This window comes from Luteimonas kalidii (assembly GCF_029887935.1).
In the GTDB taxonomy this organism is placed as follows: domain Bacteria; phylum Pseudomonadota; class Gammaproteobacteria; order Xanthomonadales; family Xanthomonadaceae; genus Luteimonas; species Luteimonas kalidii.
In genome coordinates, this window is the sequence record NZ_JARXRO010000014.1 from 271,275 (window position 1) to 295,079 (window position 23,805).

At 69.8% G+C, this 23,805-nt stretch carries 20 protein-coding genes; 8 read left to right on the forward strand and 12 right to left on the reverse strand.

The annotated features are described in order from the left end of the window. Positions 1 to 66 precede the first annotated feature (66 nt). The 8 genes from galU to cmk form a co-directional block, all read right to left on the reverse strand. Positions 67 to 969, reverse strand: coding sequence for a UTP--glucose-1-phosphate uridylyltransferase GalU (gene galU / locus QFW81_RS06775; RefSeq protein WP_280577908.1), 903 nt, complete (start codon positions 967 to 969; stop codon positions 67 to 69). Further along, on the reverse strand, positions 966 to 2,879 hold the full coding sequence (locus QFW81_RS06780) for a polysaccharide biosynthesis protein (RefSeq protein WP_280577909.1): 1,914 nt from the start codon (positions 2,877 to 2,879) through the stop codon (positions 966 to 968). The genes galU and QFW81_RS06780 overlap by 4 nt, the downstream gene beginning before the upstream one ends. Before the next feature lie 2 nt (positions 2,880 to 2,881). Then, entirely contained in the window at positions 2,882 to 3,901 is a 1,020-nt protein-coding gene (locus QFW81_RS06785) for an MraY family glycosyltransferase (protein ID WP_280577911.1), read from the reverse strand. Then, positions 3,901 to 5,079 carry a lipopolysaccharide assembly protein LapB gene (gene lapB / locus QFW81_RS06790; RefSeq protein WP_280577912.1) on the reverse strand — a complete coding sequence of 393 codons (1,179 nt, stop codon included), beginning with the start codon at positions 5,077 to 5,079 and terminating at the stop codon, positions 3,901 to 3,903. Before lapB ends, QFW81_RS06785 begins: the two co-directional genes overlap by 1 nt. Before the next feature lie 3 nt (positions 5,080 to 5,082). Then, positions 5,083 to 5,349 carry a lipopolysaccharide assembly protein LapA domain-containing protein gene (locus tag QFW81_RS06795; protein ID WP_280577914.1) on the reverse strand — a complete coding sequence of 89 codons (267 nt, stop codon included), beginning with the start codon at positions 5,347 to 5,349 and terminating at the stop codon, positions 5,083 to 5,085. A 33-nt stretch (positions 5,350 to 5,382) separates the two neighbouring features. After that, on the reverse strand, positions 5,383 to 5,685 hold the full coding sequence (locus QFW81_RS06800; RefSeq protein ID WP_280578344.1) for an integration host factor subunit beta: 303 nt from the start codon (positions 5,683 to 5,685) through the stop codon (positions 5,383 to 5,385). A 114-nt stretch (positions 5,686 to 5,799) separates the two neighbouring features. Next, positions 5,800 to 7,488 carry a 30S ribosomal protein S1 gene (gene rpsA, locus QFW81_RS06805; protein ID WP_280577915.1) on the reverse strand — a complete coding sequence of 563 codons (1,689 nt, stop codon included), beginning with the start codon at positions 7,486 to 7,488 and terminating at the stop codon, positions 5,800 to 5,802. A 237-nt stretch (positions 7,489 to 7,725) separates the two neighbouring features. Beyond that, complete coding sequence (gene cmk, locus QFW81_RS06810; protein ID WP_280577917.1) at positions 7,726 to 8,397, reverse strand: (d)CMP kinase; 672 nt, start codon at positions 8,395 to 8,397, stop codon at positions 7,726 to 7,728. A 165-nt stretch (positions 8,398 to 8,562) separates the two neighbouring features. Here cmk and ykgO point away from each other — a divergent pair, with 165 nt between their 5' ends. The 8 genes from ykgO (at position 8,563) to QFW81_RS06850 (ending at position 14,993) form a co-directional block, all read left to right on the forward strand. Continuing rightward, complete coding sequence (ykgO, locus tag QFW81_RS06815) at positions 8,563 to 8,688, forward strand: type B 50S ribosomal protein L36 (RefSeq protein WP_010342887.1); 126 nt, start codon at positions 8,563 to 8,565, stop codon at positions 8,686 to 8,688. Between the two features lie 212 nt (positions 8,689 to 8,900). Beyond that, positions 8,901 to 9,227, forward strand: a complete 327-nt coding sequence (locus tag QFW81_RS06820; protein ID WP_280577919.1) for a hypothetical protein — start codon at positions 8,901 to 8,903, stop codon at positions 9,225 to 9,227. Between the two features lie 13 nt (positions 9,228 to 9,240). Further along, the gene (locus QFW81_RS06825) at positions 9,241 to 10,293 is read left to right on the forward strand and encodes an agmatine deiminase family protein (RefSeq protein ID WP_280577921.1); all 1,053 of its coding nucleotides are present in this window, start codon (positions 9,241 to 9,243) and stop codon (positions 10,291 to 10,293) included. A 175-nt stretch (positions 10,294 to 10,468) separates the two neighbouring features. Next, on the forward strand, positions 10,469 to 11,353 hold the full coding sequence (locus QFW81_RS06830) for a carbon-nitrogen hydrolase (RefSeq protein WP_280577922.1): 885 nt from the start codon (positions 10,469 to 10,471) through the stop codon (positions 11,351 to 11,353). A gap of 14 nt (positions 11,354 to 11,367) precedes the next feature. Then, complete coding sequence (locus QFW81_RS06835; RefSeq protein WP_280577923.1) at positions 11,368 to 11,913, forward strand: GNAT family N-acetyltransferase; 546 nt, start codon at positions 11,368 to 11,370, stop codon at positions 11,911 to 11,913. A gap of 37 nt (positions 11,914 to 11,950) precedes the next feature. Further along, the gene (locus QFW81_RS06840; protein ID WP_280577924.1) at positions 11,951 to 12,556 is read left to right on the forward strand and encodes a TetR/AcrR family transcriptional regulator; all 606 of its coding nucleotides are present in this window, start codon (positions 11,951 to 11,953) and stop codon (positions 12,554 to 12,556) included. 173 nt (positions 12,557 to 12,729) lie between these two features. Further along, positions 12,730 to 13,659, forward strand: coding sequence for an alpha/beta fold hydrolase (locus tag QFW81_RS06845; protein ID WP_280577925.1), 930 nt, complete (start codon positions 12,730 to 12,732; stop codon positions 13,657 to 13,659). Positions 13,660 to 13,781: 122 nt separating this feature from the next. Next, a complete protein-coding gene (locus tag QFW81_RS06850) occupies positions 13,782 to 14,993 on the forward strand; it encodes a TraB/GumN family protein (protein ID WP_280577926.1) in 1,212 nt (403 codons plus the stop codon). A 17-nt stretch (positions 14,994 to 15,010) separates the two neighbouring features. Here QFW81_RS06850 and QFW81_RS06855 read toward each other — a convergent pair whose 3' ends face one another. From QFW81_RS06855 to QFW81_RS06870, 4 genes are all read right to left on the reverse strand, one after another. Then, positions 15,011 to 15,730, reverse strand: coding sequence for a CPBP family intramembrane glutamic endopeptidase, BDIM_20840 family (locus tag QFW81_RS06855; protein WP_280577927.1), 720 nt, complete (start codon positions 15,728 to 15,730; stop codon positions 15,011 to 15,013). Positions 15,731 to 15,794: 64 nt separating this feature from the next. Further along, positions 15,795 to 18,869 (reverse strand): efflux RND transporter permease subunit, encoded by a 3,075-nt coding sequence (locus tag QFW81_RS06860; protein WP_280577928.1) that lies wholly within the window; start codon positions 18,867 to 18,869, stop codon positions 15,795 to 15,797. 3 nt (positions 18,870 to 18,872) lie between these two features. Further along, positions 18,873 to 22,349 carry an efflux RND transporter permease subunit gene (locus QFW81_RS06865; protein ID WP_280577929.1) on the reverse strand — a complete coding sequence of 1,159 codons (3,477 nt, stop codon included), beginning with the start codon at positions 22,347 to 22,349 and terminating at the stop codon, positions 18,873 to 18,875. Then, positions 22,349 to 23,485, reverse strand: coding sequence for an efflux RND transporter periplasmic adaptor subunit (locus QFW81_RS06870; protein WP_280577930.1), 1,137 nt, complete (start codon positions 23,483 to 23,485; stop codon positions 22,349 to 22,351). Before QFW81_RS06870 ends, QFW81_RS06865 begins: the two co-directional genes overlap by 1 nt. Between the last annotated feature and the right edge of the window lie 320 nt (positions 23,486 to 23,805).

The following is a 23,805-nucleotide window of genomic DNA, read 5'->3' on the forward strand; positions in this document are numbered from 1 at the left end:
GCGGAAAACGACGACGGCGCCTTCCGGCGCCGTCGTCGTCTGCGCGGGCGATCGCGCCGCAGCGCATCAGCTGACGTCGGTCACGCCCAGTTCCCGCAGGGCGGTGGCCATGCTGTCGCGGGCCGCGTCGCTGATCTTCTCGTGGTCGAGCGCGAAGCGGATCGTCGCTTCGACCAGGCCGATGTGGGTGCCGCAGTCGAAGCGGGTGCCGCGGAAGCGGTAGGCGTCGACCTGGTGGTCGGCGAGCAGGCTGGCGATGGCATCGGTGAGCTGGATCTCGCCACCCGCGCCGCGACCGGTCTTTTCCAGGTGCTCGAAGATGACCCCGGGCAGGATGTAGCGTCCGACGACCGCCAGGGTGCTCGGCGCGTCCTCGGGCTTCGGCTTCTCGACCATCCGGCGGATTGCGCCGCTGCGGTCCTGGAAGCCCTCGGTCTCCACGATGCCGTAGCTCGCCGTCTGTTCGCGTGGCACGTCCTGCACCGCGATCGCGCCGACGCCGTGCGCCTGGGCGTGGTCGGCCATCTGCTTGAGCGCACCATCGCCGTTACGGTTCCAGATCAGGTCATCGGGCAACAGGACGGCAAAGGGTTCGTCGCCGATCACGGCACGTGCGCACAGGACTGCATGGCCAAGACCGAGCGCCTCGGCCTGGGTGACGAATACCGCCTGCACTCCCTGCGGCAGCACGTGACGCACGACCTCCAGCTGCTCGAACTTGCCCGCCTTCTCCAGCTTCTGTTCGAGTTCGTAGGCCTTGTCGAAGTAGTCGGCCACGGCATGCTTGTAGCGGTTGGTGATGAACACCAGGGTGTCGCAGCCGGCCTCGATCGCCTCGTCCACCGCGTACTGGATGAGCGGACGGTCGACGATCGGCAGCATCTCCTTGGGCACCGTCTTGGTGGCCGGCAGGAACCGCGTGCCCAGCCCTGCGACCGGGAACACGGCCTTGCGAATACGTTGGGTCATGTCTTGCGTGCCTGTCTTGCGGGGAATGCGACCACCGTGCCGGCGGCCTCGCGCTCGGGCGCCACGACGGCCGGCCGGAACTCCGGCAGTGTTTCGCGCAGGAGGCGGGCGAGCTCATCGGTGTCGAACACCGTCACCGCATCGCGCAAACGGATCAGCGCGGGCTGCAGCTTCTCGCGCGACACCGAACGCGCCTCGGCCTGGAGGATCTTGGGATGCACCGTCGGGCGGTAGCGCTCGTCGGCGTGGAACAGGGTCTCGTGCAGCTTCTCGCCGGGACGCAGGCCGGTATAGACGATCGCCACGTCGCGCTCGGGCTGCTTGCCGGCCAGCCGGATCATCTGCTCGGCCAGCAGGCGGATCGGCACCGGCTCACCCATGTCGAGGGTATAGATGGCCTCGCGCGAACCGATCGCCACCGACTGCATGATCAGCAGGCAGGCCTCGGGGATGGTCATGAAGTACCGGGTCACTTCGGGATCGGTCACCGTGACAGGTCCGCCGTTGCGGATCTGTTCGCGGAACAGCGGCACCACGCTGCCGGCCGAATCGAGCACGTTGCCGAAGCGCACGGTGACGAAGTGCGTGCCTTCGGGTTCGGCCAGCGCCTGGCACACCATCTCCGCCAGGCGCTTGGTGGCGCCGAGCACGTTCACCGGGTCGACCGCCTTGTCGGTCGAGATCAGCACGAACGTGCCCACCTTCGCCGCGGCCGCCGCCTGCGCCACGGTCTCGGTCGCCAGCACGTTGTTGCGCACCGCCTCGCGCAGTTGTCCTTCCAGCACCGGCACCTGCTTGTAGGCGGCGGCATGGAAGACCGCGTCGGGGTTCGACAGGCCCAGCGCGTGGCGCATGACCGCCGCGTCGCCGCAGTCGCCCAGCACCGGGATGCAGCGGATCTGCGGGAAGTCGCGCCTCAGTTCGGACTCGGCCTTGATCAGTGCGAGTTCGTCGATCTCCACCAGCGCGATGCACGCCGCCCCGTGGCGCGCGCACTGACGGCACAGTTCGCCGCCGATCGAACCGCCGGCGCCGGTCACCAGCACGCTGCGTCCGCCCAGCCAGCCGCGGATCGCCTTCCAGTCCGGCGTCACCGGCTTGCGACCGAGCAGGTCCTCGATCGCGACTTCCTTCAGTTCACCCGGCAGCGAGCGGCCTTCCAGCATGTCGTCCAGGCGCGGGACGGTCCGGAACGGCAGGCCGGTGCGCTCGCACTGGGCCACCACGGTGCGCATGGTCGCCGCATCCACCGAGGGCATCGCGATCACCAGCAGCTGCGCCGCGGTCTCGGGCGCGATGCGGGCGACGTCCTCCACCCGGCCCAGCACCGGAATGCCCTGCAGACGGCTCCCGCGCAGCTTGGCCGCATCGTCCAGGAATCCGACAGGGATGTAGGCGCCGGCCCGGCGCAGGTCCCGCACCAGGGTCTCGCCCGCCTGGCCCGCACCGAGGATGAGCACGCGCAGCGCCGCGGTGTCGGTCCGCGCGATCTGGTGGTCCTTGAACGCCCGGTACAGCAGGCGCGGCATGCCCAGCAGCGCGGTCAGCAGCAGCGGGTACAGCAGCAGCATCGAGCGCGGGACCTGGTCCAGCCGCCGGTCGAAGGCGAACAGGACGAGCATGATCGCGACCAGTCCGATCAGCGCGGCCTTCAGGATGTTGACCAGGTCGGGCAGGCTCGCGAACCGCCACACGCCGCGGTACAGGCCCACCTGCCAGAACACCGCGCCCTGGGCCCCCAGCACCAGCAGCATCTCGACCGAGGCCAGCGGCGGCGTCGGGAACATCGGCAGCATCGCGTAGCGGAAATGATGCAGCGCCGACCAGCACAGCCACACCATGGCCAGGTCGTGCGCGACCACCGCCAGCCGCGGCAACGCCATGCTGGCCCGATCTTTCCACTTGAGCATGTTCAGCGCTTCCCGTCTGTGAGACTGTCCGTCGTGTTACCCGCGTGTAGACCGCGAAGTCGCTTCCATGCCAGCCCCCCCGCCAACAGGAACGTCAAGCAGGTCGACATGATAAGCGCGGAACTCCCTGAACGCACTACGAACATGACCGCTGCCGCAACCGCTGCCGCCGCTCCGTAGGAAAGCGTGACCGGAAGGTGCGAACCCAGCGCCCGCGCCCATGCCTGGTAGGCATGCTGCACGTGCGGACGCCACCATGCCTCGCCCGCCACCATGCGCGTGAGCAGCGTCAAGGATGCGTCAAGAAGGAAGGGCAGCAGTGGAAACACCCAGAGCACACGAAGCTCCGGAGGCCGCCCCACCGTCCCGAACGCCAGCAGCGCGGCCAGTGCGTAGCCGATCGCCCCACTGCCCACGTCGCCGAGGAAGATGCGGGCGCGCGGCACGTTGAACGGCAGGAACCCGAGCAACCCGGCCGCCAGGGCGAGGCCTGCCCACAGCACCGGCCCCTGCCCGGCGAGCAGCGCCCACGCCAGGACCACCACCAGCGCCTGCCCGGCCGCGATCCCGTCGATGCCGTCCATGAAGTTCCACACATTGACCAGCACGACCGCTGCGAGGAAGGCCAGCGCCAGGTCCGCAGGCGCCCCCCCCTGCCTCCACACCGCCAGCGCGAGCAGCACGGCCGCCACTCCGTGGACGGCCAACCTCGGCCAGGCCGGGAGCGGCCGGTGATCGTCGACCCAGCCGATGCCGGCGACCAGCAACAGTCCCGCCCCCGCCAGCAGGCAAGTGAGGGCAGCCGTGGGATGCGCGGCCGCGAGGCAAGCAAGCGCGACCAGCAGCACCAGCACGATCGAGATCCCGCCGCCCCTGGGCGTCGCGGCCCGGTGACTCCTGCGCTCGCCGGGCAGGTCGAGCAGCCGCCGGCGCAATGCGTACGTCCTGGCCAGCGCGGTGGCGCACGCGCCAAGCGCGATCCCCGACAGCAGCCAGGTGGCGAGCAGCGCCGAGGGCGCCATCAGACGACGGCGTAGTTGAGCAGCGGCTTGATGGTGCCCCACTCCTTGCAGCTCGGGCACTGCCAGTGGTGGCTGCGGGCGCCGAACCCGCAGCGGTTGCAGCGATAGCTCGGATTGCGCACCAGCAGTTGTTCGGTGATCAGGCGAAGGTCCTGCAGGGTCGTGGCGAGTTCGGTGTTCTCGGCCAGGGTGAGGTCGATCAGGGCAGCCTCGCCGCGCACCGAGGGCCGATCCTTGAGCTGCTGCGCGAGATAGCCGCGCGCGGCATGCACGCCGTCCTGGGCCTCGACCAGCCGCGTCAGCGCCAGCACCGGCGCGATGCCGCGATAGTGCTCGCTCATTTCTGCCAGGAACTTGCGCGCGCCCGACGCATCCCCCACCCGCTCGTAGGCGGCCAGCAGCGCCGGCAGCACCTCGGGCAGGAAGTCGGTGTCGTGGCGCGCGGCGCGCTCATAGGCACGGATGGCGGCGGCATCGTTGCCGGCGTCCGTCTCCAGCCGGCCTTCGAGGATGCCGGCGCGCACCGATTTCGAATCCGCGGCATAGGCGCGTGTCACCGCGGCGCGCGCCCCCTCCGGATCACCGGCCAGTCGCAACCGATCGGCGAGTTCGCATTCGAACTGCGCGATCAGCCGCCCCATCGGCTCGCCGGTGGCGGCCTCGAAGCGGGTCGCGTTCTCGATCGCCTTGGCCCAGTCGCGCTCGGCTTCGTAGATGCCGATCAGGTGCTTGAGCGCCTGCGGAGCGCGCTGGTCGATCCGTGCCAGATCGGTGAACACCACCTCGGCACGGTCGAGCAGCCCCGACTTCATGTAGTCCTCGCCCAGCGCCAGCAGCGCCAGCACCTTCTGCTGGTCGCTCAGGTCCGACCGCTGGGCCAGGCCCTGGTGCAGGCGGATGGCGCGATCGACCTCGCCCCGGCGCCGGAACAGGTGGCCGAGCGCCAGCTGGGTCTCGAAGGTTTCCTTGTCCAGTTCGGCGATGTGCAGGAACAGCTCGATCGCCTTGTCCGGCTGCTCGTTGAGCAGGTAGTTCAGACCCCGGAAATAGGTGGTCGACAGGCGGCTGACCTGGGTATCGCTGTGGCGCTCGCCCCCCCGGCGGCCGATCACCCAGCCACTCAGGGCAGCCAGCGGCAGCAGCAGGAAAAACCAGAACCACTCGGTGACGAACGCCATGGATCAGGCTCCGGAATCATGGGGAGGGTGCGGCGGGGCCGCGGGCTCGACCGCACGCACGCGCTTCAGTTGCCGGCGCAGCGGCAGCACCACGCCCAGCGCCATCGCCAGGCCGGCGCACAGCGCACCCAGCAACAGGGCCACGAGCAGCATCACGCCCAGTCCAGCGTCGAATCCGGCGATGCCGAGATCGAGCGTGACCCGCTGCGGATTGAGTGCGCCGAGCACCAGGCCCGCCGCGGCGAACAGAAGGGCGGCGAGGATCCGCAACGGCCGCATCGCGCTACCGGGCGCGGATGCGCCCTACTCCTCGGCCGGCAACGGGATGACGGCGGTGACCCGCTCGCGCAGCTCCTTGCCGGGTTTGAAATGGGGGACGTGCTTGCCGGGCAGCGCGACGGCGTCGCCGGTCTTGGGATTGCGGCCTGTGCGCGGCGGCCTGAAATGGAGCGAGAAACTGCCGAAGCCCCGGATCTCGATCCGGTCGCCCTGGGAGAGCGAGCCGGCCATCATCTCCAGCAGCGACTTCACCGCCAGGTCGACGTCGTCGGCCTTCAGGTGGGCCTGGCGCTGGGTGAGGATCTCGATCAGTTCCGACTTGGTCATCGTCAACGCGCCCGTGGAAGCCGTGGCGGCGGCCCGGCGCGATGCCGGGCCGTCCACCGCTGCAGGCGCCCGGCCGTGCTGGCCGGGCGTCTGCGGCTGGAGCCGCAAGTCCATTTACTCGGACTTGTTTTCCAGCTGTTCGCGCAGCAGCGCGCCCAGCTTGGTGGTACCGCTGGAGGCTTCGGCCGCGACCTTGTTGTACTCGGCCAGGGTCTCGGCGGCCTCGGCTTCGTCCTTGGCGCGGATCGACAGCTGCAGCGTACGGCTCTTGCGGTCCTGGCCGACGTACTTGGCCTCGACCGAATCGCCCACCTTCAGGTGCTGGCTGGCGTCGTCGACGCGGGTGTCGGCGACGTCGCGCGCAGCGACGTAACCTTCCACGCCCTCGCCCAGGTCGATCACCGCACCCTTGGCGTCGACTTCCTTCACCGTGCCGGTGACCTTCGAGCCGCGCGGGTGGTTGGCCAGGAACTGGCCGTACGGATCCTGCTCGAGCTGCTTGACGCCCAGCGAGATGCGCTCGCGCTCCGGATCGACCGCCAGCACCACCGCTTCCACGGTGTCACCCTTCTTGAAGTTGCGCGCGACTTCCTCGCCGGTCGAGTTCCAGGTGATGTCCGACAGGTGGATCAGGCCGTCGATGCCGCCGTCCAGGCCGATGAAGATGCCGAAATCGGTGATCGACTTGATCTGGCCCGACACCTTGTCGCCCTTCTTGTGGATCGCGGCGAAGGTCTCCCACGGGTTGGAGGTGACCTGCTTGATGCCGAGCGAGATGCGGCGACGCTCCTCGTCGACGTCGAGCACCATGACCTCGAGCTCGTCGCCGACCTGCACCACCTTGGACGGATTGACGTTCTTGTTGGTCCAGTCCATCTCGGACACGTGCACAAGACCCTCGACGCCCGGCTCGATCTCGACGAACGCGCCGTAGTCGGTGACGTTGGAAACCTTGCCGAACACGCGGGTGTTGGACGGGTAACGGCGGGCGATGTTGTCCCACGGATCCTCGCCCAGCTGCTTCAGGCCGAGGCTGACGCGGTTGCGCTCGCGGTCGTACTTGAGCACGCGCACTTCGAGCTCCTGGCCCACTTCCACGACTTCGGACGGATGGCGCACGCGCTTCCAGGCCATGTCGGTGATGTGCAGCAGGCCGTCGATGCCGCCGAGGTCCACGAACGCGCCGTAATCGGTCAGGTTCTTGACCACGCCCTTGAGCACGGCGCCCTCGACCAGCTTCTCCATCAGCTGCTCGCGCTCTTCCGAGTGCTCGCTCTCGACCACCGCGCGGCGCGAGACGACGACGTTGTTGCGCTTGCGGTCGAGCTTGATCAGCTTGAACTCGAGTTCCTTGCCCTCGAGGTACACCGGATCGCGGACCGGACGCACGTCGACCAGCGAACCCGGAAGGAATGCGCGGACGTCCTTGATGTCGACGGTGAAGCCGCCCTTGACCTTGCCGCTGATGCGGCCGGTGATGGTCTCGTTCTTCTCGAGCGCTTCCTCGAGCTCGTCCCACACCATGGCGCGCTTGGCCTTCTCGCGCGACAGCACGGTTTCGCCGAAGCCGTTCTCGAGCGAGTCCAGCGCCACCTTGACGGTGTCGCCTTCGGCGACGTCGATCTCGCCGGCGTCGTTACGGAACTGTTCGATCGGCACGATGCCTTCGGACTTCAGGCCGGCATTGATCACGACGACGTCGGTGCGCACCTGCACCACGACGCCGGTGACGATGGCACCGGGCTTGAGCTTGGCCAGGTTGTTCTGGCTGGCTTCGAACAGTTCTGCGAATGATTCGGTCATTTGGAATGTCTCGGTTGATGACACAGACCGCGTGCCCTGTGGCGGGCGCCGTGGTCCACCCGTTGTCGACCTGCGCGGGATTGCGTATGGCCGTGAGTGTTGTGGCGGATCGATCCGCGCGGGAACTTCCCGCGCGGGGCTGGTGTCTGCTTCGTTCGATGCCCGGGCAGCGGCGCCCGGGGGTGACCGCCCACGTCGGACGTGGAGGACACGCGCCCGCAGGACGAATGCCTGCGGTCAGGGCGCCACGACGGCCAGCACGCGCTCGACCACCGCGTCGATGCCGAGGCCGGTGGTATCGATGTGGACGGCCCCCTCGGCCGGCCGCAGCGGCGCCACCGTGCGACTGGCGTCACGGGCGTCGCGCGCGAGAATCTCGCGCAGCAGACCGTCCATTGTGACCGAAACTCCCTTGTCCTTCAACTGTTTATAGCGCCTGTCGGCGCGCTCGGCAGCGCTGGCGGTAAGAAACACCTTGAACGGCGCATCGGGGAAGATCACCGTGCCCATGTCCCGGCCGTCCGCCACCAGCCCGGGCGCCCTGCGGAAGGCGCGCTGCCGGTCCTTGAGCGCGGCCCGCACTTCCGGGATCGCCGCGATCGCCGAGGCGGCCGCGCCGGCGGTCTCGGTCCGCAGCTCGTCGGTCGCGTCGTGGCCGTTGACCAGCACCCGCAGGTCCCCCTCCGCGCTTTCGCGAAAGCCGATGTCGGTGTCGAACGTGCAGCGCACCAGCGCCCCCGCATCGTCCAGGTCCAGGTCCGCCCAGCCGGCGGCGACCCCCACCGCGCGGTACAACGCCCCCGAATCCAGGTAATGCCAGCCCAGGCGCTGCGCCACCAGGCGACTGATCGTGCCCTTGCCCGAGCCGGACGGGCCGTCGATGGTGAGCACCGGGATCGGATCTGACATGCGCGGGACCTGCTGGGGACGACGTCCGATTATCCTGCAGCCGCTGCGGCAGCGCCCGTCCTTGCGCAGCAGCAGACAAGCGCTTGAATCGACGAGGAAAACGCCGCTATAATGCGCGGCTTCGTTTTCCGCCTGCCCGTTCTCCAACCCGTTTCGAGGTCTGTCATGAAGGTCCTGTCCTCCCTCAAGTCGGCGAAGGCCCGTCACCGCGACTGCAAGGTCGTCCGTCGCCGTGGCAAGGTCTTCGTGATCTGCAAGTCGAACCCGCGTTTCAAGGCGCGCCAGCGCTGAGCGCGGGTCCTGCGTTCCGGCCTTCCGGAACGTGGACTGTGTGAAATGCCCAGGGGCCGCAGCAATGCGGCCCCTTTTGCGTGCCCGCGCGGTCGCTAGCCGTCTCACCCGACGCGCGTTTCCGCCGTGGCCGACACGGCGGTCCTTCGCCGAATCTGATACAACCCCCTCGCCGATCCGCCCTGAACGAACGCCCTGACGGAGCCACGACCATGCGCCTGATCCCGAGCCTCGCCCTGTCCGCCCTGCTGTGCGCCGCCGCCGCCGCGTCCGCCGACACCCTGCTGGTCGAACGCGCCCAGCACAAGGCGCACGTCGCCCTGCCCGAGCGCGGGCTCAGCACCGCCCAGGTCCAGGCCCGCTTCGGCGCGCCGACCGAGCGCCTGGATCCGCGCGGCGGCCAGAAGCGCCAGTGGCCGACGATCAACCGGTGGGTGTACCCGGGCTTCACCGTGTATTTCGAACGCGACCGCGTGATCGACGCCGTCCTCAACCAGGCCAACGCGTCCGAAGTCGGCCCCAAGCCGGCGATCCGGTGAAGCCCGCCGCACGATGAGTGAAGCGACAGCGCGATTCCCCGCGGAGTGGGAGCCCCAGTCCGCAGTGCTGATCGCGTGGCCGACCGCCGACACCGACTGGGCCGCGCGCCTGGCGGACGTTGAGGACACCTACATCGCCCTCGTCGCCGCGATCACGCGGTTCGAGCCGGTGATCGTCTGCGTGTCCGACGCCGACGTCGAGGCCTATGCGCGCGCGCGGCTGTCCTCGGCGCGGGTGGAGATGGGCCGGGTGCGCTTCGTCGAGCTGCCGTACGACGACACCTGGCTGCGCGACACCGGCCCGATCACGCTGCGAAGCGCCGACGGGTTCGACCTGCTCGATTTCCGCTTCACCGGCTGGGGCGGCAAGTTCGGCGCCAGCCGCGACGACCGCGTGGTCGAAGTCCTGGATGCGATGGGCCTGTTCCCCCAGGGCACGCGCCGTCCGATCGATTTCGCGCTGGAGGGCGGCGCGATCGAAACCGATGGCGCCGGGACCCTGCTCACCACGTGGCGCTGCCTGAGCGAGCGCCACCCGCAGGCGAGCCGCGCACAGCTGACCGAACGACTCTCGACCTGGCTGGCGCAGCACCGCGTGCTGTGGCTCGACCACGGCTACCTCGAAGGCGACGACACCGACGCGCACATCGACACGCTGGCGCGGTTCGCCGCGCCGGACGCGATCGTGTTCCAGTCCTGCGACGACCCGGACGACAGCCACCACGCCGAACTGCAGGCGATGGCCACGGAGATCGCCACGTTGCGCACGCCCGACGGCGCGTCCTACCGGCTGTTCCCGCTGCCCTGGGCGCGGCCGATCATCGACGATGGGCGCCGCCTGGCGGCGAGCTACGCCAATTTCCTGATCGTGAACGGTGCGGTGCTCATGCCTGCCTACGACGACCCGGCCGATGCTGGAGCCGCCGCGGTGATGCGGCAGGCCTTTCCCGACCGCGAAATCGTGCAGGTGCCCTGCCGCCCGCTGATCTGGCAGAACGGCAGCCTGCACTGCATCACCATGCAACTGCCCGCCGGTTCGATCCGCGCGGATCTGTTCGACGCCTGACGCGAGCGAACGCAACAGGCCGCGTGCCCGCGCGACCACCGTCCGCCGCGCGACAATCACGACCGGTTCGACCCCGACCCATCTCGCTGGCGGCAGGGGGGAGGGTCGGGCCTGTTCGCGCGCTGTCCGCATCGCAGGCCCTACAATCTTCCCGCTCCCGCCGCGCGAACGCATGATGAAGAAGACCACCCTCCCCGTCGCCCTGGTCCAGGAACGCGACCACGGCGATGCCGACGCCAACCTGGCCGTCATCGAGGCGCGCGTCGCCGAGGCCGCGCGTGCCGGCGCGCGACTGGTGCTGCTGCAGGAACTGCACAACGGCTGCTACTTCTGCCAGCACGAGTCGGTGGCGGAGTTCGACCTGGCCGAGCCGGTGCCCGGTCCGAGCACCGAACGGCTCGGCCGGCTTGCGAAACAGCACGGCGTGGTGCTGGTGGCCTCGCTGTTCGAACGTCGCGCCGCCGGGCTGTACCACAACACCGCGGTGGTGCTCGAGACCGACGGCCGCGTCGTGGGCAAGTACCGCAAGATGCACATCCCCGACGATCCGGGGTTCTACGAGAAGTTCTACTTCACGCCCGGCGACCTCGGCTTCCAGCCGATCGACACCTCGGTCGGCCGGCTCGGCGTGCTGGTGTGCTGGGACCAGTGGTATCCGGAAGGCGCGCGCCTGATGGCGCTGGCCGGCGCGGAACTGCTGCTCTATCCGACCGCGATCGGCTGGGATCCCGGCGACGAGGACGCCGAGAAGCAGCGCCAGCGCGATGCCTGGATCCTCAGCCACCGTGGCCATGCGGTCGCCAACGGACTGCCGGTACTGTCCTGCAACCGCGTCGGCCACGAGCCCTCGCCGATCGGCGCCGCCGGGCTCGACTTCTGGGGCAACAGCCACGTGCTCGGGCCGCAGGGCGAGTTCCTCGCCGAGGCCGGCGGCGAGCCGCAGGTGCTGATGGCCGAGGTCGACCTGGCGCGCAGCGAGCACGTCCGCCGGATCTGGCCGTTCCTGCGCGACCGCCGCATCGATGCCTACGACGGCCTGCTCAAGCGCTACCTCGACTGACTCCGACCGACCCCATGCCCCCCGTGATCCGTGAGGTCCACGACGCCGACATGCCGGCGATCGCGGAGATCTACGCCGACGAAGTGCGTCAGCACGTCAACACCTACGAGTACGACGTGCCCGGCGTGGACGAGATGCGCCGGCGCATGCGCGCGCTGCTCGCCGACGGGTTTCCCTACCTCGTGGCCGAGCTCGACGGGCGCGTCGCCGGCTACGCGTACGCGGGCAGTTTCCGCGCGCGGCTCGGCTACCGGTTCACGGTCGAGAACTCGGTCTACGTCGCCGCGGACCTGCAGGGCCACGGCATCGGCGCCGCGCTGCTCGACGCCCTGATCGGGGCCTGCACGGCGCGCGGCTACCGGCAGATGATCGCCGTGATCGGCGAACCCACCAACGAGGCTTCCATCGGCCTCCACGCGCGCTTCGGCTTCCTGCACACCGGCACCATGCCCGGGATAGCGTGGAAACACGGGCGATGGCTGGACACCGTTTTCATGCAGCGCGCCCTGGGCGAAGGTGTGGCGACACCGCCTCCCGATGCGGACGGGGATTCGCCTTGACCGGAACGAACGGTCGTGCTTTTATTGAGGTGTGCTCATGACGCCCTCCCCCACGAAGGGTGCCACCACGCGCGAGGCGATCCTCGCGCGTTCCTATGCGCTGGCCTGCGTTAACGGGCTCGAGGGCCTCACCATCGGGGCCGTCGCCGAGCAGGTCGGCATGTCCAAGAGCGGCGTGTTCGCGCACTTCGGATCGCGCGAGGACCTGCAGCTGGCCACGCTGGACCTGGGCGGCGAGCTGTTCATCCGCGACGTGCTGGTGCCGGCGCTGCGCGAGCAGCGCGGGCTGCCGCGGCTGCGCGCGATCTTCGCCAACTGGGCCGAGTGGGTCCGCCACGAGGACGACGGCGGTTGCCTGTTCCTGGCCGCCGCCAGCGAGTACGACGACCGGCCGGGCGCGATCCGCGACCGCGTGCTGCAGCAGGAAGCGGACTGGCGCGACCAGCTCGCGCGCGCGGTGCAGCTGGCGATCGACAGCGGTGAACTGGCCGCCGACACGGAACCCGGGCAGGTCGCGTTCGAGCTCTACGCGATCGCCCTGGCGATCCACCACGATGCCGGTCTGACCGGCTACGAAGGCGCCGTCTCGCGGGGGTTCCGCGCCTTCGACCGCCTGCTCCGCAGCTACGCCCCCACCCCCTGAGACCGGTTCGAGGATCCCCAATGGATGCGCTGCACATCAACAATAGCACGACCGTTCGTTCTTTGGCCATGGAAGAGTCTGCGTCCGCGCTGCCGGGGTCCGAAACCGTGGACGTGCCCGAGCTGCCCACCGAGTCGACGACCGACGCGTCATGGATCGGGTCCGGATGGCGCGTGTCCCTGCTGCGGACGACGATGGCAGTCCTCTCGCGCGCTGCGCCCGGCGTTGCGACCTCCCTGTTCGACCGGATCTGGTTCACCGCCCCGCGCACCCGCCCCCGTGCCGAAGCTGCGGCGTGGCTCGCACGGGGCGAGGCGGTTGAATACCCGGTGCATGGGCGCACCGTGCGCGCGTGGGCGTGGGGCCGTGGTCCCACGGTCGTGCTGCTGCATGGCTGGGGCGGGCATGCCGGCCAGATGCATGCGCTGCTCGAACCGCTGCTGGCGCGCGGCCTGCGCGTGGTGGCGCTGGACGCGCCGGCGCACGGCGCATCGGCGCCCAGTCGCCTGGGCGGGCAGCGGGTGAGCATGCTGGAGATCGCCGACGCCCTGCGCGTCGTCGCCGCGGCGCAGGGGCCGCTGGCCGGGCTGGTCGCGCATTCGGGCGGGTGTACTGCCACGGCGCTGGCGCTGCGCGACGGCTGGCCAGGACCGGACCGGATCGCGTTCATCGCTCCGTTCGCCCTGCCCTCCCGGGCGATCGCGCCATTCGGCCGCGCCATCGGCGCCAGTGCGCAGGTCATCGAACGCTTCCGCGACGCGGTGGCGCGCCGGTTCGCACGCCCGTGGACCGATTTCGACATCCCGGGCCTCGCGCGGCGGCGCGCGCTGCCGCCGTTGCTGGTCGTGCACGACCGGGACGATCGCGACGTGCCGTGGCAACACGGGGCCGCCGTCGCGGCCGCGTGGCCGGGCACGGCGCGTATCGACACTCGCGGCCTGGGACACCGGCGGGTGCTGCGCGATCCAGGCGTGATCGCACAGGTCGCGGAATTCCTCGCCGCAGGCCATCGGCCGGCACCCGCGCCGACGCCGGCCGATGCACGCGGCGAGCTCGACGCCGCCTATGCCACCTGCGGCCTGGCGCCGCCCGTCACGCGCTGAACGATCGCACCGGGACGCGCGCAGCGCCTTTCCCTGCGGCAGGCGACGCTCTAACCTGTCGGCGCCGGATGCCGGCGCCGCCGGCGCCTGCCCGCGCCCGTTCCCCGCACGCGGATCTTCCCTTGGACCAACCTGCCCTTCCCGCCGCCGACTGGCGCGCGCAGCCCCACGTGGTCGTCGAGCGCGACGGCGTGCGCTACACCCTGCTCGGAACCGCGCACGTGTCCCGCGCGAGCGTGGACGCCGTGCGCGAAGCGATCGCCAGCGGCGCCTTCGACACCGTGGCCGTGGAGCTGGACGACCAGCGCCTGCGTGCCATCAGCGACCCGGGTTCGCTCGCCGACCTCGACCTGGTCAAGGTGCTGCGCGAAGGCAAGACGCCGCTGTTCGCCGCCAACCTCGCGCTGGCCAGCTACCAGCGCCGGCTCGCCGAGCAGCTCGGCATCGAGCCCGGCGCGGAGCTGAAGGCCGCGGTGGACGACGCGCGGGCGCGCGGCCTTTCCGTGCGCCTGATCGACCGCGACGTCGGCATCACGTTCCGCCGTGCCCTCCAGGGCCTGGGCTGGTGGCAGCGCGCCAGACTGGGCGGCGGCATCCTCGCCGGCCTGGTGGTCGACGAGGAAGTCGCCGAGCACGACATCGAGAAGCTCAAGCAGGGCGACATGCTGCAGGCGAGCTTCAGCGAGTTCGCCGAACAGACGCCCGAACTGTACGAGGCGCTGATCGCCGAACGCGACCGCTACATGGCCGCGCGCCTGCGCGAGACGCCCGACGGCGTGCGCGAGGTGCTGGCGGTCGTCGGGGCCGGCCATCTCGAAGGGCTGGCGCGGCACCTGCGCGAGGAACAGTCCGCGCCCGGCGGGATCACCGCGGCGCTGGAGGCGGTCAGGCCGAAGTCGCGGGTGCCGGTGATGGAGCTGTGCATCGCCGTGTTCCTGCTCGGCGGCTTCGCCTGGGGGTTCGCGAGCGGCGGCTTCGACGTGGGCGCCGACCTGCTGGCCTACTGGGTGCTGTGGACCGGGGGGCTCGGCGCGCTGGGCTGCCTGCTGGCCGGCGGCCATCCGCTGAGCATCCTCGGCGCGTTCGTCTCCTCGCCGTTCACGCCGCTGCACCCGGCGCTGGCCTCGGGGACGGTCAGCGCCGTGATCGAGGCCTGGATACGCAAGCCGACCCATGCCGATTTCATGGCCCTGCGCGAGGACGTGAACACCTGGCGCGGCTGGTGGCGCAATCGCGTGGCGCGCGTGGTGGTGAACTTCTTCCTGACCTCGCTGGGGACCGCCATCGGCGTGTGGACCGGCGGCGCACGCATGCTGGCCCGGCTGTTCTCCTGATTCAGAGCAGGCCTGCTTCAGAACAGGGTCGACACGCCATTGGCGGTGTTGTGCGCCAGCACCGGCAGCACCAGGCTGCGGGTCCTCGCGCGGAACCAGGCGATCAGCAGTGCCGGTCCGCCGGTCAGTGCGAACGCCATCACGTCGAACGCCGGCGCGCCGTCGCGCCAGGGCAGCGCGTGGCCGAGGCCGAAGGCGACGCTGGCGAGCACCCCGCCCCAGCCGATGCCGGCCAGCCGTGGCGGATCATCGCCGCCATCGAGCGCACGATTGAGCGCGAGCAGCAGCACGCCACGGTAGAACAGCTCCTCTTCGATCCCGGGCATCGTCCACTGGAACGCGATCGTCTCCAGGTCGTCCGCGCCGTCGCGTCCGACGACGGCCAGTACGATGATCAGCGCCGCCACGCCGCAGAACACCCACCAGGCCGCTGCCGAGCCGGGCGCCTGGCGCAGGGTCACCCCGCAGCGGCGCATCCCGAACCAGGGCAGCGCCGCCACCGCCAGCAGGCCGGCCGTGGCCAGCACTTTCCCGGTCCAGTTCCAGTCGCTGCCCGTGACCAGCTCCGGCACGAGGCCATAGCCCCGCAGCACCAGCGCATCGCGCAGCAGCATCAGGCCGAGCGCGACGGCCAGCCAGCCGGGATGCATGCGGCTGCGGGTCGCGACCGCCGCGACGAGCGCGAGCGCCAGCACCACGGCCATGTGCAGCGCGATCTCGATCAGCGCATCGGACATGCGGCTCCCTCCCCGGAGCGTGCGGGCGCGGCCGCCTGAGGGCGACCGACGCCGGGTTTCCGGATCAGCCCTCCGTGGCCGCGACCGCTGGCGGGGCCACGCGCCGGGTTCGTGCGCGGCGCACCAGTCGCGAGGTGCCGTTGCGCAGGTCGTCCAGCAGGGCGTAGATGGTCGGCAGGAACAGCAGGCTGACCACGGTCGAGAACGCCAGGCCACCCGCGATCGCACGCGCCATCGGGTAGTACGGCGGCATGCCGTCGGCGGTGTCGGTGTTGAGTGCGATCGGGATCATCGCCAGGATCGCCGTGCCCATGGTCATCATGATCGGGCGCAGGCGCTCGCGGCTGCCCTCGATCAGCGCCTCGGTGCGCGGCAGCCCGCGCCGGCGCAGGTTGTTGATGTGCTCGATCATCACGATGCCGTTGTTCACCACCACGCCCATCAGCACCAGGATGCCGATCACGGCCATGATGTTCATCTCGGTGCCGGTGAGCCAGAACAGCCAGTACACGCCGAAGATCGAGAACAGCACGCAGGACATGATCGCGGTCGGGAACAGCAGCGATTCGAACACCGCGGCCATGATCACCAGCATCAGCACCAGCGCGATCACGATCGCGCGCAGCATCTGGTCCATGCCGTCGAAGTTGATGTTGAAACCCATGCCGGAGAACGTGTAGCCGTAGCCCGGCGGGAATTCCACGCCATCCAGCGCGGATTCGACCGCCGCGCGCGCCTCCTCGACCGGCACCCCCTGCGGGATGCCGGCCTCGATCCGGAGCATGGTCTGCCGGTTCAGGCGCTGGATCGAGGTGGCCGCGGGGTTCATGCCGACATCGACCATCGCCAGCAGCGGCACCTGGGTGCCATTGGCCGCGCGCACCATGAAGCCCGACAGGTCCTCGATGCCGTACTCGTCCGAGCCGGCGAAGCGCACGTTCACCGGGATCTCGACCTCGCCGCGGTGGAAGTCGCGCAGCGACGAGCCGCGCAGCGCCATGTTGACGAACTGGGCCACCTCCTGCGCGCTGAAGCCGTAGGCGGCGGCGCGCTCGCGGTCCACGCGCACCGAGAGCTCGGTGTTGGCGTCGCCGGTGTCCACACGCACGTCGCGCAGCTTCTCGTTGCGTCCCAGCATCGGCACGATGTCCGCCGCCAGGTCCTGCAGGACCTGGGTGGAATCGCCGATCAGGCTGAAGCGGATGCCCTCGCCGTCGCTGCCCATGCCGCCGGGCCAGCCGATGCCGAGCTTGGCGCGCGCCGACTGTGGCAGGCCTTCGCGCACCTTCTCCTCGATCTGCTTGCTCAGCGCGCGGTCCTCGATGTCCAGGAACAGCCGGGTCGAGGCCCAGCCCTGTTCGCTGTAGCGGCTGTACACGCGCTCGATGTGGAACTCCTCGCGATTAGCGTTGACGAACGCCTCCACCCGCGCCACCTCGCGTCCCATCTCCTCCTTCGAGTACGCGCCCTTCCACTGGTAGAAGATGTTGATCTGGCTCGGGTCGCCGTCGTCGCCGCCGCCCTTGGTATGCATCATCGGCACCACGCTCAGCAACGAGATGGCGAGGATGCCGGCCACGCTCCAGCCGCGGTGGTCGAGGGTCCAGCGCAGCAGGCGCGCGTAGCGGTCCTGGAGGCGGGAGATCGCCGGCGAACGCACGGCAGGCGGCGTCTTCATCCGCGCCGACAGCATCGGGATCAGGCTCACCGCGACCAGCCACGACGCCAGCAGCGAGACCGAGATCGTGACCGCCAGCTGCGAGAGGTAGATGGTGATGATGTTCTTCTCGCCGAACATCATCGGCAGGAACACCACGCAGTGGCACAGCGTGCCCGCCGAGAGCGCGATGGCCACGTGCCGGGTCCCGATGATCGAGGCCAGCGCCGGCTTGTCCGGATATTTCTCGCGTTCCTGGTAGATGCTCTCGACCACTACCACGGCGTTGTCGACCAGCATGCCGACCGCCAGCAGCAGGCCCATCATCGAGATGATGTTGAGCGAGATGCCGGTGAAGTACATGAAACCGAGCGTCATGATGAAGCAGATCGGGATCGCCGTCGTCACCATCAGCGTCGACGGCCAGTGCCTCAGGAACGCATACAGCACGATGATCGACAGTACCAGACCGATGCCTCCGGCCTCGGCCAGCGCCAGCAGCGATCCGGTCACCGCCTCGCCCTGGTCGTCGGTGACCTCGATGCCCACGCCGCGCATGGCGGGATCCTGCTCGAGCACCCCGATCTCGGCGCGCACCGCGCGCGAGAGGTCGACCAGGTTCGCCGCGCGTTCCTTGTAAATGTCCACGCCCACGCTCGGGCGGCCCTCGAGCTGACGCACGTAGCTCATCCGCTGCGGCTGCAGGTCGACGTCGGCGATGTCGGACAGGCGGGTGCCGCGCTCGTCCAGGCGCAGGTCGCGCAGTTCCTGGATCGCCTGCAGTTCGCCGCGCGGTTGCACCCGCAGCCGCTGTCCCGATTCGGTGATCTGGCCGGCGGATACGGAGAAGTTCGCCGCCTGCAGCCGCTGCACCAGGTCGTTCAGGGCCACGCCGTGCGCGCTGAGGCGATCCCTGTCGAGCGCGACCAGCACCTCCTGCGCGGCCACCCCCTCGACTTCCACCCGGGCGACGCCCGGCAGCCGCTCCAGCCGCTGCTTGATGCTGCGCTCGATCAGATCCGCACGCGCGCTCAGGTCAAGCTCGCTGGTCAGGCGCAGGCTCATCGCCTCGCGGTCGCTGGTGGTCCAGCGCTGGACGTAGTAACGGCGGAAGTCGTCGGGCAGCTCGTCGCGCACCGCGTCGATGCGTTCGCGCGCCTCGGAGGCGGCGATCGCGATGTCGCGGCTCCAGTCGCTGAATTCGACCTGGATCTGCCCGCCCTCGGCGTTGGCGCGCGAGTTCATCGACTTGATGCCGGGCATCGTCGCCAACGCCTCCTCGACCGGCCGCAGCAGGTTGCGCTCGACTTCCTCCGGCGTGGAGCCGGGGTACGGCAGGGAGACGAAGAAGAAGGGAATCGTGGCCTCGGGCTCGGCCTCGAGCGGCAGCCGGAACGAGGCGATCAGTCCGATCGCCACCATCGACACGAACAGCATGATCGTGGTGACCGGGCGGCGGATCGAGAGCTCGGTGATGTTCATCGCCTAGCTCCTGGCGCCGGGACCGTCGAGCGCGTCCTGCTCGTGCGCCAGCACCTCGGCCACCTGGGCCGCCGTGCGGCGCGCGCGACGGCCGCGTTCGGCGTAGTACTCGTCCGGCTTGCGGTCGAGCAGGTCGTACACCACCGGGATCACCAGCAGCGTCAGCAGCGTCGACACCAGCAGGCCGCCGATCACCGTGATCGCCATCGGCGAGCGCACCTCGGCGCCCTCGCCGAAGGCCAGCGCCAGCGGCATGAAGCCGAACACCGCGGTCAGCGTGGTCATCATGATCGGGCGCAGGCGCGAGCGGGCTCCGTCCACCAGCGCCTCGCGCTTGGCCACCCCGGCCTCGCGCAGCTGGTTGACCTTGTCGACCAGGATGATCGCGTTCTTCACCACCAGCCCGACCAGCAGGATCAGGCCGATGAACACGACCACCGAGATCGGGGAGTGCGTGAGCACCAGCGCGCCGACCGCGCCCACCATCGCGAGCGGGATGGTGAACAGGATCACGAACGGATGCAGCAGCGATTCGAACTGCGAGGCCATCACCAGGTACACCAGGAACACGGCCAGGCCGAAGGCGAACAGCAGCGAGCGGATCGAATCTCCCAGTTCCTCGCCCTGGCCGCCGATGCGCATCGACACATCCGTGCCGATCGGGTTGTCGGCCACCATCTGCTGCACTTCCGCGACCGCGGCGCCCAGGTCGATGTCGCGCAGGTTGGCGGACACGATCGCCACCCGGCGCTGGTCGGCACGGTGGATTTCGCTCGGGCCGGTGGTCGAGACCACCTCCGCCACCGATGCCAGCTCGACCGGGTTGCTGCCGGTGGGATTGACGATCAGGCGCCGGATGTCGTCCACCGAGGAGCGTTCGGATTCCTGCACCCGCACGAGCACGTCGATCTTGCGGTCGCGGAAGCTGTAGCGCGTGGCGACGTTGCCGCGCACCTTGTTCACCACCGCATCGGCGATCTGGCGCGTGGTCAGGCCGAGCGCCGCGGCGCGGTCCTGGTCGAACACCACCTGGATCTCGGGGAAGCCCTGCTCCACGGTCGAGGTCACGTCCGCGTAGTGCGGATTGCCGCGCAGCAGGTCGGCCAGGCGCATGCCGGCGACGCGGATCGCCTCCAGGTCCGAACCTTCGATCTCGATCTCCAGCGGCGGCGAGAGCGCGAACAGTTCCGGCCGCGCGAAGTCCACCTGTGCGGCGGGATAGGCGGCCATCGTCCCGCGCAGGCGCTCGGTGAGGGCCTGTTCGCGCGAGGTGTCGTCCATCACCACCGACAGCTTGCCGATGTTCTCGCCGCTCTCGGTCGGGCTGGCATCGAGCCGGGTGCCGGTGCCGGACACGCCATACAGCAGGCGCACGCCCTCCTCCTCGCCGTGGCGCCGCTGCACGTCGCGGATCAGCGCATCGGTCTGCGACAGCGGGGTGCCGGGCGGCAGCTTCGCGGTCATCTCGAAGCGGTCCTGCGCCAGCTGCGGGATCAGGTCCACGCCCAGGAACGGCAGCGTCCCCAGGGTCAGCGCGAACGCCAGCGCGGCACCGCCCAGCACCAGCCAGGGGCGCGCGAGCGCCGCGGGCAGCATGCGCAGGTAGCGCGATTCGGCGCGGTTGTACGGCGCCATCGCCAGATCGCTGGCCTTGCGCATCACCGGCCCCACCACCGCGACCAGCGCGCGCCACAGCCTCACCACCAGCCAGGCTGCGCCGAAGAACGCGCCCCGCACCGCCGCGCCGACGCCGCGACCGGTCGCCGCGACGGGCTTCTTCCAGCGGCTGTCCGGCCGCCATTGCGCATGCGGCTCCTCCTCCGGGAACGACATAGGCGCGCGCCCCTTGAGCGAGCTGAGCATCGGCACCAGCGTCATCGACACCAGCAGCGACACCGCGATCGCGATCGAGACCGTCAGCGCCTGGTCGCGGAACAACTGGCCGGCGATGCCTTCGACGAACACCAGCGGCAGGAACACCGCGATCGTGGTCAGGGTCGAGGCGACCACGGCCATGAACACTTCGCGCGTGCCCTCGATCGCGGCCTCGAGGATGCCCAGTCCGCGTTCGCGTGCCTTGGCCACCGATTCGAGCACCACGATCGAATCATCCACCACCAGCCCGGTGGCGAGCGCCAGCCCGCCGAGCGACATCAGGTTCAGGCTGAGCCCCAGCTGGCCCATGAAGAAGAACGTGGTGATGATCGACACCGGCAGCGACAGCGAGATCACGAACGTGCTCCAGCCGTCGCGCAGGAACAGGAAGATGATCAGCACCGCCAGCAGGCCGCCGATCACGGCGTCGAACTTGACGTCGCTGATCGCGTGGCGGATGAACACCGACTGGTCCTCGACCACCGTCAGCGCGATGTCGCGCGGAAGCTCCTCGCGCACCTGCTCCAGCCGCGCCTCGAGCGCGTCGGCGGTGGACACGGTGTTGGCATCGCCCTCCTTGTAGATCGCCAGCTCGACGGCCTCGTGCCCGGCGCTGCGGATCACCGCCTCGCGCTCCTTGTAGCCCTGGCGGACCTCGGCCACGTCGCGCAGCCGCACCGGCGAGGCGCCACCGCCGCCGCCGTCGCTGCGCAGCGCGGCGATCACGTTCGGGTCGCGGCTGCCGAGGATGGCCATCATCAGCTGCTGGTTGTCGCCGGTGGACGAGCCGGCATCGGCACTGCCGCCCGCCTTGGTGAGCAGCATCCCGCGCATCTGCTCGACGTCGGCGAACTGGTTGACCGTGCGCACCAGGTAGCGCTGGGATCCTTCCTCCAGGCGACCACCGGACAGGTTGACGTTCTCCTGCTGGAGGCGCTGGATCACGTCGTCCAGCGACAGGCCGAGTTGCGCCAGACGGCGCTGGTCGATGTCGACCTGGATCTCGTCCTCCAGGCCACCACCGACCTTGACCGCGGCCACGCCGGACACGGGCTCGAGCTTGCGCTTGAGGTCATCGTCGGCGTAGCGGCGCAGTTCCATCAGCCGGCGCACGGCATCGGTCTCGTCGCCAGCCTCGACGGTGGACGAGAGCGCCAGGCGCATGATCGGCTGGGTGGAGGGATTGAAGCGCAGCAGGACCGGTGGGCTCGCTTCCAGCGGCAGCTGCAGCGTCTCCATCTTGTCGCGGACGTCGAGGCCGGCCTGTTCCATGTCCGTGCCCCACGCGAACTCGAGCACCACGTCGCTCTGTCCGGTCCGCGAGATCGACTTGAGCTTGCGCAGGCCCTTGACCACGCCCAGCGCCTCCTCGGCCGGCTGCGAGATCAGGGTCTCGACCTCCGCCGGCGCCGCGCCTTCGTAGTCGGTGCGCACGGTGAGCGTGGGATAGCTCAGGTCGGGCAGCAGCTCGACCTTCAGCGACGACAGCGAGATCAGGCCGAACAGCACCAGGGTCAGCGTCATCATCGCGATGGTGACGCGGCGGCGGGTGGAAAACTCCACCAGACCCGAGCCGCCGGGCGGCGGCAGATCGTGCGGCGACATCAGTTGCCCGCCTGCGCCGCGTCGTCCTGCGCCGGCGCCGGCTTCGCGGCCACGGCGGCATCCTTCTCGCCGATGACCTGAACCGCACTGCCTTCGCGCAGCGCCGCCTTGCCGGCCACCACCACCGCGTCGCCCTGCTTCAGGCCTTCGCGCACTTCGATCCAGCCGCCGTCGGCATAGCCCAGCTTCACCGCCACGCGCGCGGCCGTGCCGTCGCGCACCACGAACAGCGCGGGTTCGCCGCCGTCCTCCAGCAGCGCCGCGCGCGGGACCACGAGGGCGTCGGCGCGCTGGTCGTAGTTGATCGACAGGCGGGTGAACATGCCCGGCTGCAGTTCACCGTCGCCGGCGAACGCGGCGATCACGCGGAAGGTCCCGGTACCGGTGTCGACCACGGGCGACACCCGATCCACGGTCCCGGCGAAACGCTTGCCCGGAAGCGCGTCGGCGACCAGTTCCACGCCCTGCCCGGGCTTGAGCTTGGCGATCTCGCGCTCGGGTACGTTGAGCGTGGCTTCCAGCCGGCTGGCGTCGACGATGCGGAAGATCGGGGAATTGATCTGGACGAAATTGCCCGGTTTGATGTCGCGCGAGGCGATCACGCCCGAGATCGGCGCCACCACCGTGGTGTAGGACAGTTCGAGATTGGCCAGCCGGTTCACCGCGCGCGCGTTTTCCAGGTCGAAGCGCAGCTGGTCCAGGTCGTTGGCGCTCACCATCTGCTGCGCCTCCAGTTGCCGTGCACGCGCATGGTTGGCCTCCAGCTTGCGCAGCTGGGCCGAACTCTGCGCCGCCTGCAGGCGCGCTCGGTCCGCGTCGAGGCGAACCAGCGGCTGGCCGGCGCGCACGGTCTGACCCTCCTCGGCCATTACCTCCAGGGCCACGCCCGAGGTCTTGGCCACGACCTGCGACTCCGCGCGCGGCTCGAGGGTGGCGGTATTGGCGTAGCTGGCCGCGATCGCCCGGCGCGCCACGCGCTCGACCTCGACCGGGATGGCATCGGGCCCCTTGTTCCCCTCGCCCTCCTTCGCCTGGGCGTCGCCGCCCCCCTTGCACGCGGACAGAAGCGCTGCGGTCGACAGCAGGGCAATGGCCAGGGCCGGCCGGACGCCGGGAAGGAAGCGGATCGTATGCATGGAAGTGCCTGAGCCCCTATGGTGTTGTAGCAAGGTATATCACCCGCACTGCGGGCGGCATCCGCCGAAGGTCATGGTGACTGCCGGCAACGTCCGATCTGGACGTCATCGTGGATGCCGACGTGACGCGATCCGTTGCAGCCGACGCGTTGCGCTGGCCCTTGGCTTCGCGGCGCCGCAGATGCGTGGATGCGCGGCAGGCGCGCACCATGCGTTAACACCCGGTGGACCGCAAGCTATACTGGCCCGATTGCGCGACGCCGGGCGTCGCCGATCGCGATACTCCAGCCAGACAGCCACCCAGGATTGCGGACCACTCC